This window comes from Streptomyces sp. NBC_01298 (assembly GCF_035978755.1).
Taxonomy (GTDB): Bacteria; Actinomycetota; Actinomycetes; order Streptomycetales; family Streptomycetaceae; genus Streptomyces.
This window is the reverse complement of the sequence record NZ_CP108414.1, coordinates 3,880,143-3,898,855: the sequence shown is the minus strand read 5'-3', so window position 1 is coordinate 3,898,855 and position 18,713 is coordinate 3,880,143. Positions and strand designations below refer to the sequence as shown.

Here is an 18,713-nt window from a genome sequence, read left to right as displayed (position 1 = left end):
GCTCCGCCCCAGACCTCGCGCCTCACACGCCGGCGGGGCTGGATATGCCTGAGCGGCGGCTCCCCGCATGGGAACCGCCGCTCAGGTGTGGCTGGGGAGTCGCCGCAGGCTTAGGCCTTGGCCTCCGCCAGGAGCTTCTGGATGCGGGAGACGCCCTCGACCAGGTCCTCGTCGCCCAGGGCGTAGGAGAGGCGCAGGTAGCCGGGGGTGCCGAAGGCCTCGCCCGGGACGACCGCGACCTCGGCCTCGTCCAGGATCAGGGCCGCGAGCTCGACGGAGGTCTGCGGGCGCTTGCCGCGGATCTCCTTGCCGAGCACGTCCTTGACCGCCGGGTAGACGTAGAAGGCACCCTCGGGGGTCGGGCAGAAGACGCCGTCGATCTCGTTCAGCATCCGCACCATCGTCTGGCGGCGGCGGTCGAAGGCGGTGCGCATCTCGTGGACGGCGTCCAGGTTGCCCGAGACGGCGGCCAGCGCCGCGACCTGGGCCACGTTGGAGACGTTGGAGGTGGCGTGCGACTGGAGGTTGGTCGCGGCCTTGACCACGTCCTTCGGGCCGATGACCCAGCCCACGCGCCAGCCCGTCATGGCGTACGTCTTGGCGACGCCGTTGACGATGATGCACTTGTCGGCCAGCTCGGGAACGATCGCCGGGAGGGAGACGAACTTCGCGTCGCCGTAGACCAGGTGCTCGTAGATCTCGTCGGTCAGGACCCACAGGCCCTTCTCGACGGCCCAGCGGCCGATCGCCTCGGCGTCGGCCTCGGAGTAGACGGCGCCGGTCGGGTTCGACGGGGAGACGAAGAGGACGACCTTCGTGCGCTCGGTGCGGGCCGCTTCGAGCTGCTCGACGGAGACCCGGTAGCCGGTGGTCTCGTCCGCCACGACCTCGACCGGGACACCGCCGGCGAGACGGATCGACTCCGGGTACGTGGTCCAGTACGGCGCCGGGACGATGACCTCGTCACCCGGATCCAGGATCGCCGCGAACGCCTCGTAGATCGCCTGCTTGCCGCCGTTGGTCACCAGGACCTGGGACGCGTCGACCTCGTAGCCGGAGTCGCGCAGCGTCTTCGCGGCGATCGCGGCCTTCAGCTCGGGCAGACCGCCGGCCGGCGTGTAGCGGTGGTACTTGGGGTTGCGGCAGGCCTCGACCGCGGCGTCGACGATGTAGTCCGGGGTCGGGAAGTCGGGCTCGCCCGCTCCGAAACCGATCACCGGACGCCCGGCGGCCTTGAGTGCCTTGGCCTTGGCGTCGACGGCGAGGGTGGCGGATTCGGAGATGGCACCGATACGGGCGGATACGCGGCGCTCAGTGGAAGGCGTTTCAGAGGTCATGCGGCCAATCGTCCCAGACGCGAAACGAGCGACGCACTCCGTTTCAGTTACCGGACGGACTCTGTCAGGACGGCGCTGTTCGACGTCAGGGCCCGGACCACGTACACTCAACCGTCGTTGGCCCAAGTCAACCGCTGCAGAGCGTGAGCACACCGTGCACTCGTCTGGATGCGGTAGGTTGGGACACGCAAAGGGTCGTAGCTCAATTGGTAGAGCACTGGTCTCCAAAACCAGCGGTTGGGGGTTCGAGTCCCTCCGGCCCTGCTCCACACTCCTTCTCGGACGTGTGTGCGCAGGTACGTACTTAGATGCAGTGCCGTGCGGCGCAACCGGGCGCGGCTACGGCCACGACCCGGATTCAGGTGAGAGACGTGACGGACGCCCTGGGCTCCATCGACATGCCTGACGCCGAGGATGACACTCGCGAGAAGAAGGCCCGCAAGGGCGGCAAGCGCGGCAAGAAGGGCCCTCTGGGTCGTCTCGCGCTGTTCTACCGCCAGATCGTCGCGGAACTCCGCAAGGTTGTATGGCCCACTCGCAACCAGCTGACGACGTACACCACTGTGGTGATTGTCTTCGTCGTCATCATGATCGGTCTGGTGACCGTGATTGACTATGGGTTCCAGGAAGCCATCAAGTTCGTCTTCGGCTGATCCCCGCGGAGGGCGGCGCCTTGATGGGTGCCGCCCGTTTTCGCATGTTCGACCACCTTTTGTATCCAGGAAGAAGCAGCCACCGTGTCTGACCCGAACCTGAACGCGAGCCCCGACTCCGTCGAGTCCGTCGAGGACGCGCTCGACATCGTCGAGGCTGCAGACGCTGTGGACCCCGACGAGGCCGAGCTCGCCGACGCCGAGGCGGGTGTCGCCGCCGAAGAGGCCGCGCTGCACGTCGAGGGTGAGGTCGACGCCGAGGCCGAGGACGACGCGGAGGCCGAAGAGGCCGACGACCAGTCCGATGAGGACGAGTCCGATGAGGACGACGCCGACGACGCCGACGAAGAGGTCTCCGACGAGGACGAGGACGAGGACGACGCGGAGGCCATCGAGGCCGCCGACGCCGAGCCCGCCGAGCCGGTCGACCCCATCCAGGCCCTGCGCGAAGAGCTGCGCCTCCTGCCCGGCGAGTGGTACGTCATCCACACGTACGCCGGCTACGAGAAGCGCGTGAAGGCCAACCTGGAGCAGCGCGCCGTCTCGCTCAACGTCGAGGACTTCATCTACCAGGCCGAGGTGCCCGAGGAAGAGATCGTCCAGATCAAGAACGGCGAGCGCAAGAACGTCCGGCAGAACAAGCTGCCCGGTTACGTTCTCGTCCGCATGGATCTGACGAACGAGTCCTGGGGCGTCGTCCGCAACACCCCGGGCGTCACCGGCTTCGTGGGCAACGCGTACGACCCGTACCCGCTGACCCTGGACGAGATCGTCAAGATGCTCGCCCCGGAGCTGCAGGAGAAGGCCGCCAAGCTGGCAGCGGAAGAGGCCGGTCTGCCGGCGCCCGCCGTCAAGCGCGCCATCGAGGTCCTGGACTTCGAGGTCGGCGACTCGGTCACCGTCACCGACGGCCCGTTCGCGACGCTGCAGGCGACCATCAACGAGATCAACCCGGACTCGAAGAAGGTCAAGGGTCTCGTCGAGATCTTCGGCCGCGAGACCCCGGTCGAGCTCAGCTTCGACCAGATCCAGAAGAACTGATCCACAGCCTTCTGGCACACGCTTCCGGACAGGTCAGATTGCCCCCTCGCGGGCGGTCTGACCTGCTCGGTTTTCAGCCTCGCACCGATACCCGTTATCGTGGTGCGGTATGCCTCCATCCGGATGACCGGATTGGCGGCGAAAACTCTCACTAGGACCCGGAGAGAGCAATGCCTCCCAAGAAGAAGAAGATCACGGGGCTTATCAAGCTCCAGATCAAGGCCGGTGCGGCCAACCCGGCTCCGCCGGTCGGCCCCGCGCTCGGTCAGCACGGCGTCAACATCATGGAGTTCTGCAAGGCCTACAACGCCGCGACCGAGTCGCAGCGTGGCATGGTCGTGCCGGTGGAGATCACGGTCTACGACGACCGCTCCTTCACCTTCATCACCAAGACGCCGCCGGCCGCGCGCCTCATCCTGAAGGCCGCAGGCATCGAGAAGGGCTCCGGCGAGCCGCACAAGACCAAGGTCGCCAAGCTTTCCGGCGCCCAGGTCCGCGAGATCGCCGAGCTGAAGATGCCCGACCTCAACGCCAACGACGTCGACGCCGCGATGAAGATCATCGCCGGCACCGCGCGTTCGATGGGCGTCACCGTCGAAGGCTGATTCAGCCACCCAGCACCACAGTGGTAGGGCCAAGCGCTGGTCCGCACCACGACTCCATGCCTGATCACAACACAGGAGCAGAAGTGAAGCGCAGCAAGACTCTCCGCGCTGCGGACGCCAAGGTCGACCGGGAGAAGCTGTACGCCCCGCTCGAGGCCGTCCGTCTCGCCAAGGAGACCTCCGCCACGAAGTTCGACGGCACCGTCGAGGTCGCCTTCCGCCTGGGTGTAGACCCGCGCAAGGCCGACCAGATGGTCCGCGGCACCGTGAACCTCCCGCACGGCACCGGCAAGACCGCCCGGGTCCTGGTCTTCGCGACCGGTGACCGTGCTGCGGCCGCGGAAGCCGCCGGCGCCGACATTGTCGGCGACGACGAGCTCATCAACGAGATCGCCAAGGGCAACCGCCTCAACGAGTTCGACGCCGTTGTCGCCACGCCGGACCTCATGGGCAAGGTCGGCCGCCTCGGCCGCGTGCTCGGTCCCCGTGGCCTGATGCCGAACCCGAAGACCGGCACCGTCACGATGGACGTCGCGAAGGCTGTCACCGAGATCAAGGGTGGCAAGATCGAGTTCCGCGTCGACAAGCACTCGAACCTGCACTTCATCATCGGCAAGGTCTCCTTCTCCGATGAGCAGCTGGTCGAGAACTACGGCGCGGCCCTGGACGAGATCCTTCGTCTGAAGCCGTCCGCCGCGAAGGGCCGCTACATCAAGAAGGCCGCCCTCAGCACCACCATGGGCCCCGGCATCCTGCTGGACCAGAACCGCACCCGGAACCTCCTCGTCGAGGAAGACCCGGCCGCGGTCTGACTGAGCCGGGCCTGACGGCCCGCCTGAGTTGCCCGAACGGGCCCTGCTCCCCCTGCACGGGGGAGCAGGGCCCGTTCTGCGTTTCGCCCGGAAAATGCCGGAGCGATCGGCGGCCCGGCCAGTAGGGTCGGATCTCATCAAACGATCACATCAGGGGTGGGGACTCTTGTTCGCGTACCGCAACAGCAACCGTACGAAGGCCACTGGGGCCGTTCTGGCCGCCGTACTGCTCGTGGGTGGGGCCACGGCCTGCGAGAGCGGCCGGAAGGACGGCACGGGGAAGGCAGCGGCCGGCCAGGGCGCCGGGAAGGGCGCGGTGGAGGTGGTCCCGGCCGCCTACCTGGAGAAGGTGAAGGCGAAGTCGGAGGAACTCACCTCCCTGCGCTACTCGATGACCGGTACCGCGGAGGGCGCGCAGTTCTCCGGTGACGTCTCCATGCGGATCAAGCCGTCCTTGGCCATGTCGATGAAGATGGGCACCTCGGGCGAGGGCGGCCAGAAGGCCGAGATCCGTCTCGTCGACGAGGCGATGTTCATCGGCGCCGAGGGCAAGTGGATCAAGTTCGACATGAAGAGCCTGGACCCGGCCATGGCCGAGAAGCTGAACAGCGCCGGCGGCACGGCGAACAAGGGCGGCGAGAACCCCGGTGACCGGGCGGGCGAGCTGCTCAAGGCCAAGGACCTCAAGTACGTCGGCGAGGAGACCATCGACGGGGTGAAGACCAAGCACCTCAGCGGCACGGTCACCCTCGACGACCTGCGGGCCGCACTGGCCTCCTCGGCCCCCGACGCCAAGAAGCGCCAGGAGCAGTCCGTCACGGCCCTGGAGGCGCAGGGCGTCAAGAACCTGACCCTGGACATGTGGATCGACGAGTCGGACCACACCAAGCAGGTCCGCACCCGCGGTGAGGCGGCCAAGGGCCCGGTGGACACGACCATCAAGTTCCTGGACTACAACCAGCCGGTCGATGTGGCCGCGCCGCCCGCCGACCAGGTCGTGGACCTGGCCGAGATGATGAAGGGCGCGGCCGAAGACCAGGGCTGACCTGGCAGTTCAGGGCCGCGCGGGGCCGTCGGGTGACCGATTTGCTCTGCGCGGCACCGGTCCCGTACTCTTCCGGAGAAGCCAAAGACCGCTGGTCGTTGCCGTGCTCGCAAGAGGGCGGTGGCCGAAGGATCCGCTAACCGCGGACGTCCTGCGCAGGTGTTCAAGGAAAGTTCCCGGACTCGTTCCGGTTGAGCTACGCCCTGGCGCCTGCGCCGGGGCGTTTCGTGTTTATGCCCCTTCTGAGCGGTCCTCATCACCCGGAAGGAGGCCGACGCACTATGCCGACGCCCAACAAGGCTGCCGCGGTAGCCGAGCTCACGGACCAGTTCCGCGACTCGAACGCCGCCGTGCTGACCGAGTACCGGGGTCTCACCGTCGCGCAGCTCAAGACGCTGCGTCGCTCTCTCGGTGAGAACGCCCAGTACGCCGTGGTGAAGAACACGCTGACCAAGATTGCGGCCAACCAGGCCGGGATCACCGCGCTGGACGAGCACTTCGCTGGTCCCACCGCGGTCGCCTTCATCACCGGTGACCCGGTGGAGTCGGCGAAGAGCCTGCGTGACTTCGCCAAGGAAAACCCGAACCTCATCATCAAGGCGGGTGTCCTTGATGGTAAGGCGCTCACCGCCGATGAGATCAAGAAGCTTGCGGACCTCGAGTCCCGCGAGGTTCTGCTCAGCAAGCTGGCCGGCGCGTTCAAGGGCAAGCAGTCTCAGGCTGCCTCGCTCTTCCAGGCGCTGCCGTCGAAGTTCGTCCGCACTGCGGAAGCGCTTCGCGTCAAGCTCGCCGAGCAGGGCGGTGCCGAGTAATTCGGCTCGCGCACTGATCCACGCCGCCTAGTGCGTGGGTCAAAGCGGGCCGTTACGCCCGCCTCTATATACATCCGGCACCTGCCGATTTAGTGGAAGGATCGCCCATCATGGCGAAGCTCAGCCAGGAAGACCTGCTCGCTCAGTTCGAGGAGCTCACCCTCATCGAGCTCTCCGAGTTCGTGAAGGCGTTCGAGGAGAAGTTCGACGTCACCGCCGCCGCGGCCGTCGCCGCCCCGGTCGCCGGTGGCGCCGGTGCCGCTGCCGCCGAGGTCGAGGAGCAGGACGAGTTCGACGTCATCCTCGAGGGCGCTGGCGACAAGAAGATCCAGGTCATCAAGGTCGTGCGCGAGCTCACCTCCCTGGGCCTCAAGGAGGCCAAGGACCTCGTCGACGGCGCTCCGAAGCCGATCCTCGAGAAGGTCGCCAAGGAGGCCGCTGACAAGGCTGCCGAGTCCCTCAAGGCTGCCGGCGCGTCTGTGACCGTCAAGTAAAGCCTCTGGGGCCTCTCTGAGGCCTCAACCAAGGGCGATCACCCGTAAGGGTGGTCGCCCTTTGGCGTACCCGGAGTGCCTGACTTGCCCCAGTCTCGTTGGGGAGTAGGGTGATCTTCGTTGCTCTGCGGCAGGGTCCTTCGATGATCCGCTCGGAGCAGGGGGCCTTGACGAACGGGACGCGGCGCGCAATTCTCAGATCCGTCGTGAGATCGGCAGGCCCGATCCGAGATCCGAGGCATGGATCGGGTCCGCATCGGGCATGGATCGACTACGAAGAGGGCAGTACTGCTACGCGCTCCGTATGCGGAGCCGGGTGGGACGCAAGGTTGTTTCAACGACATGGGGAAGGCCTGTTGCCGGTTTCCGGAAACCTGGTCTGGACATCAGTGAGCCTAGTGGCTACACTGACCCTTTGCGCTGCCTGTTAGCTGCCCCCTGCCCGTCGCCAGGGGCATGCCCACGCATGAGCACACTTGATTGAACGGCCCTGAGCTGGTCCTTTTGACCAGATGGGGGGCGCTTGTCTTCTGTGTCAGCTGGGACCGGTACGCGCGTAGTGAGTCCGAGCCCTCGGAAGGACCCCCTCTTGGCCGCCTCGCGCAACGCCTCGACCAATACGAACAACGGTGCCAGCACCGCCCCGCTGCGCATCTCCTTTGCAAAGATCAAGGAGCCCCTCGAGGTTCCGAACCTCCTGGCGCTGCAGACCGAGAGCTTTGACTGGCTGCTCGGCAACGCCGCCTGGAAGTCTCGCGTCGAGTCGGCGCTTGAGAGCGGACAGGACGTTCCCACCAAGTCCGGTCTGGAAGAGATCTTCGAGGAGATCTCGCCGATCGAGGACTTCTCCGGGTCGATGTCGCTGACGTTCCGCGACCACCGTTTCGAGCCGGCGAAGAACTCGGTCGACGAGTGCAAGGACCGCGACTTCACGTACGCGGCGCCGCTTTTCGTCACTGCCGAGTTCACGAACAACGAGACCGGAGAGATCAAGTCTCAGACGGTCTTCATGGGCGATTTCCCGCTCATGACCAACAAGGGCACCTTCGTCATCAACGGCACCGAGCGTGTCGTCGTGTCGCAGCTCGTCCGTTCCCCCGGTGTCTACTTCGACTCCTCCATCGACAAGACGTCCGACAAGGACATCTTCGCCGCCAAGATCATCCCTTCCCGGGGTGCCTGGCTCGAGATGGAGATCGACAAGCGCGACATGGTCGGTGTTCGCATCGACCGCAAGCGCAAGCAGTCCGTCACCGTGCTCCTGAAGGCTCTCGGCTGGACCACCGAGCAGATCCTCGAGGAGTTCGGCGAGTACGAGTCCATGCGCGCCACCCTGGAGAAGGACCACACCCAGGGCCAGGACGACGCGCTGCTCGACATCTACCGCAAGCTGCGTCCGGGCGAACCGCCGACCCGCGAAGCCGCTCAGACGCTGCTCGAGAACCTCTACTTCAACCCGAAGCGCTACGACCTCGCGAAGGTCGGCCGCTACAAGGTGAACAAGAAGCTCGGCGCGGATGAGCCGCTGGACGCCGGCGTGCTCACCACCGACGACGTCATCGCGACCATCAAGTACCTGGTCAAGCTGCACGCCGGTGAGACCGAGACCGTCGGTGAGTCGGGTCGTTCGATCGTCGTCGAGACCGACGACATCGACCACTTCGGCAACCGTCGTCTGCGCAACGTCGGCGAGCTCATCCAGAACCAGGTCCGTACGGGTCTGGCTCGTATGGAGCGCGTCGTCCGCGAGCGGATGACGACCCAGGACGTCGAGGCGATCACGCCGCAGACCCTGATCAACATCCGGCCGGTCGTCGCCTCCATCAAGGAGTTCTTCGGCACCAGCCAGCTGTCGCAGTTCATGGACCAGAACAACCCGCTGTCGGGTCTCACCCACAAGCGCCGTCTGTCGGCGCTTGGCCCGGGTGGTCTGTCCCGTGAGCGGGCCGGCTTCGAGGTCCGAGACGTTCACCCGTCGCACTACGGCCGCATGTGCCCGATCGAGACCCCTGAAGGCCCGAACATCGGTCTGATCGGCTCGCTCGCGTCCTACGGCCGCGTCAACGCGTTCGGTTTCGTCGAGACCCCGTACCGCAAGGTCATCGACGGTGTCGTCACCGACGACGTCGACTACCTGACGGCCGACGAGGAAGACCGCTTCGTCATCGCCCAGGCCAACGCCGGCCTGTCCGAGGACATGCGCTTCACCGAGAACCGCGTGCTGGTTCGCCGTCGTGGTGGCGAGATCGACTACATCGCCGGCGACGACGTCGACTACATGGACGTCTCCCCGCGCCAGATGGTGTCCGTCGCGACCGCGATGATCCCCTTCCTGGAGCACGACGACGCCAACCGTGCCCTCATGGGCGCGAACATGATGCGCCAGGCCGTTCCGCTGATCAAGGCGGAAGCGCCGCTCGTCGGCACCGGCATGGAGTACCGCTGTGCGGTCGACGCCGGTGACTCGATCCGTGCGGAGAAGGACGGTGTCGTCCAGGAGGTCTCGGCCGACTACATCACCGTCGCCAACGACGACGGCACGTACACCACGTACCGCGTCGCCAAGTTCTCCCGCTCGAACCAGGGCACCTCGGTCAACCAGAAGGTCATCGTCAACGAGGGTGACCGGATCGTCGAATCCCAGGTCCTCGCCGACGGTCCCGCGACCGAAGAGGGCGAAATGGCCCTCGGCAAGAACCTGCTCGTCGCGTTCATGCCCTGGGAAGGTCACAACTACGAGGACGCGATCATCCTGTCGCAGCGCCTCGTACAGGACGACGTCCTCTCCTCGATTCACATCGAGGAGCACGAGGTCGACGCCCGTGACACCAAGCTGGGCCCCGAGGAGATCACCCGGGACATCCCGAACGTCTCCGAGGAGGTCCTGGCGGACCTCGACGAGCGCGGCATCATCCGCATCGGTGCGGACGTCGTCGCCGGCGACATCCTGGTCGGAAAGGTCACGCCCAAGGGCGAGACCGAGCTGACCCCGGAAGAGCGCCTGCTCCGCGCGATCTTCGGTGAGAAGGCCCGCGAGGTGCGTGACACCTCGCTCAAGGTTCCTCACGGTGAGATCGGCAAGGTCATCGGTGTCCGCGTCTTCGACCGCGAGGAGGGCGACGAGCTTCCCCCGGGCGTGAACCAGCTGGTCCGCGTCTACGTCGCCCAGAAGCGCAAGATCACCGACGGTGACAAGCTCGCCGGCCGCCACGGCAACAAGGGTGTCATCTCCAAGATCCTTCCGATCGAGGACATGCCCTTCCTTGAGGACGGCACGCCGGTCGACATCATCCTGAACCCGCTGGGTGTCCCGTCCCGAATGAACCCGGGACAGGTCCTGGAGATCCACCTCGGCTGGCTCGCCAGCCGCGGCTGGGACGTCTCCGGCCTGGCGGAGGAGTGGGCCGAGCGACTGAAGGTCATCGGCGCCGACCGCGTCGAGCCCGGTACCAACGTCGCCACCCCGGTGTTCGACGGTGCCCGCGAGGACGAGATCTCCGGCCTCTTCGAGCACACCATCCCGAACCGCGACGGTGACCGCCTGGTCCTCCCGTCCGGCAAGGCGCGTCTGTTCGACGGCCGCTCCGGCGAGCCGTTCCCGGAGCCGGTCTCGGTCGGCTACATGTACATCCTGAAGCTCCACCACCTGGTCGACGACAAGCTCCACGCTCGGTCGACCGGTCCGTACTCGATGATCACGCAGCAGCCGCTGGGTGGTAAGGCGCAGTTCGGTGGCCAGCGCTTCGGTGAGATGGAGGTGTGGGCGCTCGAGGCTTATGGCGCCGCTTACGCCCTCCAGGAGCTCCTGACCATCAAGTCCGATGACGTGACCGGCCGCGTGAAGGTCTACGAGGCCATCGTCAAGGGCGAGAACATCCCCGAGCCGGGCATTCCCGAGTCCTTCAAGGTGCTCATCAAGGAAATGCAGTCGCTCTGCCTCAACGTGGAGGTGCTGTCCTCGGACGGCATGTCCATCGAGATGCGCGACACCGACGAGGACGTCTTCCGCGCGGCGGAGGAGCTCGGTATCGACCTGTCCCGGCGTGAGCCGAGCAGCGTCGAAGAGGTCTGACGGGCCTGACGGGGGGCTCGCTCAAGAGCCCCCCGTCATCCCCGGGACCGTTCAGACCATGATTGAGACTCGACCCCGAAAGAGGGATTGACGCACAGTGCTCGACGTCAACTTCTTCGACGAGCTGCGGATCGGCCTTGCCACCGCGGACGACATCCGAACCTGGTCCCACGGCGAGGTCAAGAAGCCGGAGACCATCAACTACCGCACCCTCAAGCCCGAGAAGGACGGACTCTTCTGCGAGAAGATCTTCGGTCCGACCCGGGACTGGGAGTGCTACTGCGGTAAGTACAAGCGTGTCCGCTTCAAGGGCATCATCTGTGAGCGTTGTGGCGTCGAAGTCACGCGCGCCAAGGTGCGTCGCGAGCGGATGGGCCACATCGAGCTTGCCGCTCCCGTCACCCACATCTGGTACTTCAAGGGCGTCCCGTCGCGCCTCGGATACCTGCTGGACCTCGCGCCGAAGGACCTCGAAAAGGTCATCTACTTCGCCGCGTACATGATCACGTTCGTGGACGACGAGCGCCGCACCCGCGACCTCCCGTCCCTGGAGGCGCACGTCTCCGTCGAGCGCCAGCAGATCGAGAACCGACGCGACTCGGACCTCGAAGGCCGTGCCAAGAAGCTCGAGACCGACCTGGCCGAGCTCGAGGCCGAGGGCGCCAAGGCCGACGTACGCCGCAAGGTGCGCGAAGGTGCCGAGCGCGAGATGAAGCAGCTCCGTGACCGCGCCCAGCGCGAGATCGACCGCCTCGACGAGGTGTGGGCCCGCTTCAAGAACCTCAAGGTCCAGGACCTCGAGGGCGACGAGCTGCTCTACCGCGAGCTGCGCGACCGCTTCGGTACGTACTTCGACGGCTGCATGGGCGCCGCGGCGCTCCAGAAGCGTCTGGAGTCCTTCGACCTCGACGAAGAGGCCGAGCGCCTCCGCGAGATCATCCGTACCGGCAAGGGCCAGAAGAAGACCCGTGCGCTCAAGCGCCTCAAGGTCGTCTCCGCGTTCCTGCAGACCAGCAACAAGCCCAAGGGCATGGTTCTGGACTGCGTGCCGGTGATCCCGCCGGACCTGCGTCCGATGGTGCAGCTGGACGGTGGCCGCTTCGCGACCTCCGACCTGAACGACCTGTACCGCCGCGTGATCAACCGCAACAACCGTCTGAAGCGCCTCCTCGACCTCGGTGCCCCCGAGATCATCGTGAACAACGAGAAGCGCATGCTTCAGGAGGCCGTCGACGCCCTCTTCGACAACGGTCGTCGTGGTCGTCCGGTCACCGGTCCCGGTAACCGTCCCCTGAAGTCCCTCAGCGACATGCTGAAGGGCAAGCAGGGTCGATTCCGTCAGAACCTCCTCGGCAAGCGCGTGGACTACTCCGCGCGTTCCGTGATCGTCGTCGGTCCCCAGCTGAAGCTGCACCAGTGTGGTCTGCCCAAGGCCATGGCGCTGGAGCTCTTCAAGCCGTTCGTGATGAAGCGCCTGGTCGACCTGAACCACGCGCAGAACATCAAGTCGGCGAAGCGCATGGTCGAGCGCGGCCGCACGGTCGTCTACGACGTGCTCGAAGAGGTCATCGCCGAGCACCCGGTTCTGCTGAACCGTGCGCCCACGCTGCACCGCCTCGGCATCCAGGCCTTCGAGCCCCAGCTGGTCGAAGGCAAGGCCATCCAGATCCACCCGCTCGTCTGCACCGCGTTCAACGCGGACTTCGACGGTGACCAGATGGCCGTGCACCTGCCGCTTTCGGCAGAGGCGCAGGCCGAGGCCCGCATCCTGATGCTGTCCTCGAACAACATCCTGAAGCCGGCAGACGGCCGTCCCGTCACCATGCCGACCCAGGACATGGTGCTGGGTCTGTTCTTCCTCACCACCGACGGCGAGCTCCGTGACGTCAAGGGCGAGGGCCGCGCGTTCGGCTCGACCGCCGAGGCGACCATGGCGTTCGACAACGGTGAGCTGGCTCTCCAGTCGGCCGTCGACATCCGCTTCCCGGTGGGCACCATCCCGCCGCGCGGCTGGGTGGCGCCGATCGCCGAAGAGGGCGAGCAGGAGTTCCAGCCGGGCGACAGCTTCCGTCTGAAGACGACCCTGGGTCGCGCGCTCTTCAACGAGCTGCTTCCCGAGGACTACCCGTTCGTCGACTACTCGGTGGGCAAGAAGCAGCTCTCCGAGATCGTCAACGACCTGGCGGAGCGCTACCCCAAGGTGATCGTGGCGGCGACGCTCGACAACCTGAAGGCGGCCGGCTTCCACTGGGCGACCCGTTCGGGCGTCACCGTGGCCATCTCCGACGTCGTCGTGCCCGAGGCCAAGAAGGCCATCGTCAAGGGCTACGAGGAGCTGGACGAGAAGGTCCAGAAGCAGTACGAGCGCGGTCTGATCACCAAGGACGAGCGCACGCAGGAGCTCATCGCGATCTGGACCAAGGCGACCAACGAGGTTGCCGAGGCGATGAACGCGAACTTCCCCAAGACGAACCCCATCTTCATGATGGTTGACTCGGGTGCCCGAGGAAACATGATGCAGATGCGACAGATCGCCGGTATGCGTGGTCTGGTGTCGAACGCGAAGAACGAGACCATCCCGCGTCCGATCAAGGCGTCCTTCCGTGAGGGCCTCACCGTTCTGGAGTACTTCATCTCCACGCACGGTGCCCGTAAGGGTCTGGCGGACACCGCCCTGCGTACCGCCGACTCGGGTTACCTCACCCGTCGTCTGGTGGACGTCTCGCAGGACGTCATCATCCGCGAGGAGGACTGCGGCACCGAGCGCGGCCTGAAGCTGAAGATCGGCGTCAAGGACGAGACCGGCGTTCTGCGCAAGGCCGACGACGTCGAGACCTCCATCTACGCCCGCATGCTGGCCGAGGACGTCGTCATCGACGGCAAGGTCATCGCGCCGGCCAACGTGGACCTCGGCGACGTGCTCATCGACGCCCTCATCGCGAACGGCGTCGAGGAGGTCAAGACCCGCTCGGTCCTGACCTGTGAGTCCGCGGTCGGCACCTGTGCCTTCTGCTACGGACGCTCGCTCGCCACCGGCAAGCTGGTCGACATCGGTGAGGCGGTCGGCATCATCGCCGCCCAGTCCATCGGTGAGCCCGGTACCCAGCTGACGATGCGTACCTTCCACACCGGTGGTGTGGCCGGTGACGACATCACGCAGGGTCTGCCGCGTGTCGTCGAGCTCTTCGAGGCCCGTACCCCGAAGGGTGTCGCCCCGATCTCCGAGGCCGCCGGCCGCGTGCGGATCGAGGAGACCGAGAAGACGAAGAAGATCGTCATCACGCCCGACGACGGCAGCGAGGAGACGCCCTTCCCGATCTCCAAGCGCGCCAAGGTCATCGTCAGCGAGGGTGACCACGTCGAGGTCGGCCAGAAGCTGACCATGGGTGCCACCAACCCGCACGACGTGCTGCGCATCCTCGGCCAGCGTGCGGTCCAGGTCCACCTGGTCGGCGAAGTCCAGAAGGTCTACAACTCGCAGGGCGTGTCGATCCACGACAAGCACATCGAGATCATCATCCGGCAGATGCTGCGCCGCGTGACGATCATCGAGTCCGGCGACGCGGAGCTCCTGCCGGGCGAGCTGGTCGAGCGGTCGAAGTTCGAGACCGAGAACCGTCGTGTGGTCACCGAGGGCGGTCACCCCGCCTCCGGCCGTCCGCAGCTGATGGGTATCACCAAGGCCTCGCTCGCGACCGAGTCCTGGCTGTCGGCGGCGTCCTTCCAGGAGACGACCAGGGTTCTGACGGACGCGGCGATCAACGCCAAGTCCGACTCCCTGATCGGCCTCAAGGAGAACGTCATCATCGGTAAGCTCATCCCGGCCGGTACGGGCCTCGCCCGCTACCGCAACATCCGGGTCGAGCCGACCGAGGAAGCCAAGGCCGCGATGTACTCGGCTGTCGGCTACGACGACATCGACTACTCGCCCTTCGGCACCGGCTCCGGCCAGGCTGTCCCGCTGGAGGACTACGACTACGGCCCGTACAACGGCTGAGCTCGTTAGCTAGTACGAAGAAGCCCCCCGCCGCTCCGAGAGGAGAGGCGGGGGGCTTCTTCGCGTCCGGCGTCAGGCCCGCCGGCGGCGCCGCAGGCCCGTCACCGTGACCGAGGCCAGGGCCAGGAGGGCGAGGGTGGCGCCGGCCAGGCCGGGGGTGAGGCCCCGGGGGGTGAAGGTGCAGGAGAGCTTGTTCGTGTTCCGGGGGATGTCCAGGGCGACCAGGCCGTGGAAGCTCTTCATCGGGGCCGAGCACTGCCAGCCGGGGACGGCGGTCATCGCGAAGACGGCGGTGCCGGAGGCTCCCTTCGGGAGGGTGGCCTCGATGCTGTGGCCGCCCGCGGTGACGTGGCCGGCGCCCGTGACCGTGAGGCGGCCGACCGTCGTGGCGAGCGCGGCCCGGTCCAGGCAGCCGACGGGGTGAGCGCCCGCGGTGCCGCCCCGGGTCCGGGTCCGTACGGTGACGTCGACCCGGCCGGAGGCGGGGACCTCGCCGAGGCGGAGGACCCCGGCCGCGCGGTCCGCCAGGGGCCTCTCGGTGCCGGCGAAGCCGAGGGTGCCGTACAGCTGCGGCGAGTACCAGAAGGCTTCGGAGCCGGGGGTGCACGTGGCGGTGTACCGCTGCTTCGAGGCGGTGCCGCCCCGGGTGACGGGCGGGACCTGGTAGACGGTGGCGCCGAGGACCTGCTCCTGGTGGGCGTAGACGCTGGCCGGGGGGTTGGGGGAGGCGTACGGGGCGCTGCGGACGGTGACCAGGGGCGGGGCGGGGAAGCTGTGGGCCGTCCAGCTGTTCTTCTCCGGACCCGGTTCGGCTCGGGCGCCGATCGAGAAGATCGCGTCCAGGACGGGGTTGTCGGCGCCGAAGAAGGTGCGGCCGTCGTTCGTGTAGCCGTAGCCGAGGGGTTCGAGGGCCTTGTACGTGCTCTCGGGGAGGTAGCTGCTGTAGTACTGCGGGCCCTCGGCCTGGAGGGAGAGCGGGTCGTTGTACGAGGTCCACGGGGCGCCGGAGTCGGTCCGGTAGGCGGGCCAGCCGTCGACCGAGCGGACCGCGTCGAAGTGGTTCGTGATCGACCTGCTGGAGGTGGCGATCGGCTTCGCCCAGCGTTCGCGGGCGCGGCGGGCGTCCGCGTTGACCGCGGCGGCGGTGGATTCGGCGAAGACGACGCCGACCATGAGGACCGCGGCCACGGGGATCAGTGCCCGGCGCTTCTCGCCCAGCGCCAGCAGGACCAGGGCGAGGAGCGACACCGCGCCGCCGCCCAGAACGGCCGGCCAGGTGGCGCCGCCGAAGTCGTTGGTGTGGCGGAGCGCGAAGGTCGCGGCGACCAGCAGGCCGGCGGTCAGCGCCAGGTGCGCCGGGCGGGGCCGGTTGGCCAGCGAGAGCCAGGCGATGATCACGAGGATGCCGCTGAAGACGAAGGTCTCGCGGTAGGGGTTGCCGTTCGGCACCGCCAGCCCGTGCCACACGTACTGGGTGGGCGGGAACTGGAAGGAGAGGACGACGAGCAGGGCCGCCGCCGCCCACACCAGGCGGGTCCTGCGGGCGACGGCCTTGTTGAGGAGGAAGGACCCGGCCAGGATCAGCCCGAGCGAGGCCACGTACAGGCGCGGGCGGCCGCCCCACAGGTGGGTGCCGGGGAGCATGCCGGTCAGGAAGACCTCGATCCGGACGGGATCGAAGGCGGCCGCCCGGGTGGGCTGGGAGGCTCCGCTGGAGAGGAACGAGGGCAGCAGGACGGGGAGCGTGAGCAGGACGCCGGTCACGGCGGCGGTCCCGGCCCGCCCTACGGCGCGCAGCCGCTGGGCCCGGGTCAGGTCGAGGACGATCAGGCGGACGGCGAGCAGCACGCAGGCGGCGATCGTCGCCATCATCGCGGTGTAGAAGTTCCCGAACCAGGCGAGGGCGACCAGCAGCGCGGCACCCGGCCAGTGACGCTCCTCCAGGCACCACTCGACGGCGATGCCCAGGAGCGGGAGCGCGACCAGGCCCCACATCCACATGGGGATGTACGAGGCGTCGCTGAGGGCCCAGCCACACAGCCCGTAGGCGGCTCCGAGCACGCCGCGCTGCCACCACGGGCCGGGCTGCAGCTTGCCGAGGTAGACGGCCATCAGGGCGGCGGCGGTGCCCATCGTGACCGGGGTGATCGCGAAGACGGCGAGGTCCACGTGGGCGCGGGGGACCAGGACGGCCAGCCAGGAGAAGGGGTTGCCGAGGTAGGTGGAGTAGTCGGACAGGAACTGCTGGCCGAAGCCGCCGCGCCAGGTGAAGAGGAGGTCGCCGGCGGACTGGCCGTGGACCAGGTCCCACAGGGCCCGGTGGAACGGGACGTACTGGTTGGCCTGGTCGTTGATGGCCCGGCCGGTGGTACCGAAGGGGAAGGTGCCCCGGGCCGCCCAGGACGCGCAGAAGGCGCCCGAGGCGATGAGGAACGCGAGGAGCGGGCCGTAGGAGCGGGTGGCGCGGCGTGGTGCGGGCCGGCCCCGGTCGGGGGGTGGGCTGCTCTGCGTCGCGTGCTCGACGGCCAAGGTCCCCAAGGGTCTGCTCCCTGCTGGTCTACTGTCCGACTACTGGTGCATATGGCTGGTTTGTCTGACTCGTCAGTTTAGGTCGGAGGCGGGCCCGCCCGGCGTTGCGGCGTTGGGGTGTTGCGCCGGTTTTTTGCCCGAGCCCGTGGGTCCATCGGGCCTCGTCCGCAGGGCCGTTGGGCCTTGGGCGGCAGCCGCCTTCATGGTGCCGCGCGGCCGCTCCGGTTCGGCGGCGGCGGAGCGCGGCCCCGGGGTGCGCGGGTCGGCGGTGTACGGGTCCGGCGCGCGGGCTCGGCCTCGGGGGTGCGGGGTCCGGCCGCCGGAGGCCCGGGACGGGCTGCTGGGGGGCCGGACGCGCCGGCCGGGGCGGGTGGCGGGGCGTTCGTCGGGGCGGCTGCCGCCGGGGCCTCCCGGACGCGTGTGCGCAGGGTGCGTTCCCCGGCTCCGGGTACGGGGCTTCCCCCCTTCGGCGGAGCCGCGGGGTGCCGCTCCCGCAGCTCCCGCCGCTCCCGCAGCTCCCGGGCGGCCCTCCGAGGGGGCGTCGCACCGGGCGGGAACGGCCCCGCGCGGGCGCGGGAGCCGCCGCGGGCCGGGGAGGGGCGGCGCGCTCCACGTAGCACATGTGCACCACGGCCGCACATCGGAGGGACTGCATCCCGGCCTCGGCCTTGTGGCGACTGACCGCAGGGCCCTTCGGGCTTCCGGGTCAGGGGCTTTTGTTTTGACCGGAGTGGATGCGGTGGGTACGCTCAGACCTTGTGCCTGGGGTGTGCCTGGGCTCCTGTGCGTGTCCATCAACCGCACTCGAGTCGTACAAGCCACCGCGATTCATGCGTTTCCACGCTTGCGTGGAGGTCCGCCGGATCCGACACACCCGACCGCGTGGGTCGGCAAATGTTCCAGGTTAGCTTCACTACACGGCACACAGAAACCGGAGAAGTAGTGCCTACGATCCAGCAGCTGGTCCGTAAGGGCCGGCAGGACAAGGTCGAGAAGACCAAGACCCCCGCGCTTGAGGCTTCGCCCCAGCGTCGCGGCGTCTGCACGCGTGTGTTCACGACCACCCCGAAGAAGCCGAACTCGGCGCTGCGTAAGGTCGCGCGTGTGCGTCTGACCTCTGGCATCGAGGTCACGGCCTACATTCCGGGTGAGGGACACAACCTGCAGGAGCACTCGATCGTGCTCGTGCGTGGTGGCCGTGTGAAGGACCTGCCGGGTGTTCGTTACAAGATCATCCGTGGTGCGCTTGACACCCAGGCTGTCAAGAACCGCAAGCAGGCCCGCAGCCGCTACGGCGCCAAGAAGGAGAAGTAAAA

The 18,713-nt window shown here is 67.4% G+C and carries 12 protein-coding genes and 1 tRNA gene; 11 read left to right on the top strand and 2 right to left on the bottom strand.

Translation table 11 applies throughout. The features are described 5' to 3' along the window. Positions 1–110: 110 nt before the first annotated feature. Positions 111–1,337: a pyridoxal phosphate-dependent aminotransferase gene (locus OG730_RS17455; RefSeq protein ID WP_327305102.1), complete on the bottom strand. Its 1,227-nt coding sequence runs from the start codon at positions 1,335–1,337 to the stop codon at positions 111–113. A gap of 191 nt (positions 1,338–1,528) precedes the next feature. On the opposite strand from OG730_RS17455, the gene OG730_RS17450 reads away from it, so the two are divergent. The 10 genes from OG730_RS17450 to OG730_RS17405 all read left to right on the top strand — a co-directional run bounded on the left by OG730_RS17450 (position 1,529) and on the right by OG730_RS17405 (position 14,868). Beyond that, positions 1,529–1,601: transfer RNA gene (locus OG730_RS17450), tRNA-Trp, on the top strand. A gap of 107 nt (positions 1,602–1,708) precedes the next feature. Then, positions 1,709–1,990: a preprotein translocase subunit SecE gene (gene secE / locus OG730_RS17445; RefSeq protein WP_030298162.1), complete on the top strand. Its 282-nt coding sequence runs from the start codon at positions 1,709–1,711 to the stop codon at positions 1,988–1,990. An 84-nt stretch (positions 1,991–2,074) separates the two neighbouring features. Further along, the gene (gene nusG / locus OG730_RS17440) at positions 2,075–3,031 is read left to right on the top strand and encodes a transcription termination/antitermination protein NusG (RefSeq protein ID WP_327305101.1); all 957 of its coding nucleotides are present in this window, start codon (positions 2,075–2,077) and stop codon (positions 3,029–3,031) included. 170 nt (positions 3,032–3,201) lie between these two features. Next, entirely contained in the window at positions 3,202–3,636 is a 435-nt protein-coding gene (gene rplK / locus OG730_RS17435) for a 50S ribosomal protein L11 (RefSeq protein ID WP_266905484.1), read from the top strand. A gap of 83 nt (positions 3,637–3,719) precedes the next feature. Continuing rightward, the gene (rplA, locus tag OG730_RS17430) at positions 3,720–4,448 is read left to right on the top strand and encodes a 50S ribosomal protein L1 (RefSeq protein WP_266905482.1); all 729 of its coding nucleotides are present in this window, start codon (positions 3,720–3,722) and stop codon (positions 4,446–4,448) included. 166 nt (positions 4,449–4,614) lie between these two features. After that, on the top strand, positions 4,615–5,493 hold the full coding sequence (locus tag OG730_RS17425) for an SCO4651 family lipoprotein (protein ID WP_327305100.1): 879 nt from the start codon (positions 4,615–4,617) through the stop codon (positions 5,491–5,493). 281 nt (positions 5,494–5,774) lie between these two features. Continuing rightward, on the top strand, positions 5,775–6,305 hold the full coding sequence (gene rplJ / locus OG730_RS17420; protein ID WP_215023401.1) for a 50S ribosomal protein L10: 531 nt from the start codon (positions 5,775–5,777) through the stop codon (positions 6,303–6,305). A gap of 110 nt (positions 6,306–6,415) precedes the next feature. Continuing rightward, entirely contained in the window at positions 6,416–6,799 is a 384-nt protein-coding gene (gene rplL, locus OG730_RS17415; protein ID WP_327305099.1) for a 50S ribosomal protein L7/L12, read from the top strand. Between the two features lie 589 nt (positions 6,800–7,388). After that, a complete protein-coding gene (gene rpoB, locus OG730_RS17410) occupies positions 7,389–10,871 on the top strand; it encodes a DNA-directed RNA polymerase subunit beta (RefSeq protein ID WP_327305098.1) in 3,483 nt (1,160 codons plus the stop codon). A gap of 97 nt (positions 10,872–10,968) precedes the next feature. Next, positions 10,969–14,868: a DNA-directed RNA polymerase subunit beta' gene (locus OG730_RS17405; RefSeq protein ID WP_327305097.1), complete on the top strand. Its 3,900-nt coding sequence runs from the start codon at positions 10,969–10,971 to the stop codon at positions 14,866–14,868. Between the two features lie 72 nt (positions 14,869–14,940). Here the strand turns inward: OG730_RS17405 and OG730_RS17400 are convergent, their stop codons facing one another. Then, positions 14,941–17,406: a YfhO family protein gene (locus OG730_RS17400; RefSeq protein WP_327305096.1), complete on the bottom strand. Its 2,466-nt coding sequence runs from the start codon at positions 17,404–17,406 to the stop codon at positions 14,941–14,943. A gap of 933 nt (positions 17,407–18,339) precedes the next feature. Here OG730_RS17400 and rpsL point away from each other — a divergent pair. Then, a complete protein-coding gene (rpsL, locus tag OG730_RS17395; RefSeq protein ID WP_007265893.1) occupies positions 18,340–18,711 on the top strand; it encodes a 30S ribosomal protein S12 in 372 nt (123 codons plus the stop codon). Positions 18,712–18,713 lie beyond the last annotated feature (2 nt).

Bases quoted from the DNA above. Each gene is read 5' to 3' on its own strand.
- rplL (WP_327305099.1), top strand. From the start codon at position 6,416: ATGGCGAAGCTCAGCCAGGAAGACCTGCTCGCTCAGTTCGAGGAGCTC.
- OG730_RS17455 (WP_327305102.1), bottom strand. From the start codon at position 1,337: ATGACCTCTGAAACGCCTTCCACTGAGCGCCGCGTATCCGCCCGTATC.
- rplK (WP_266905484.1), top strand. From the start codon at position 3,202: ATGCCTCCCAAGAAGAAGAAGATCACGGGGCTTATCAAGCTCCAGATC.
- rplJ (WP_215023401.1), top strand. From the start codon at position 5,775: ATGCCGACGCCCAACAAGGCTGCCGCGGTAGCCGAGCTCACGGACCAG.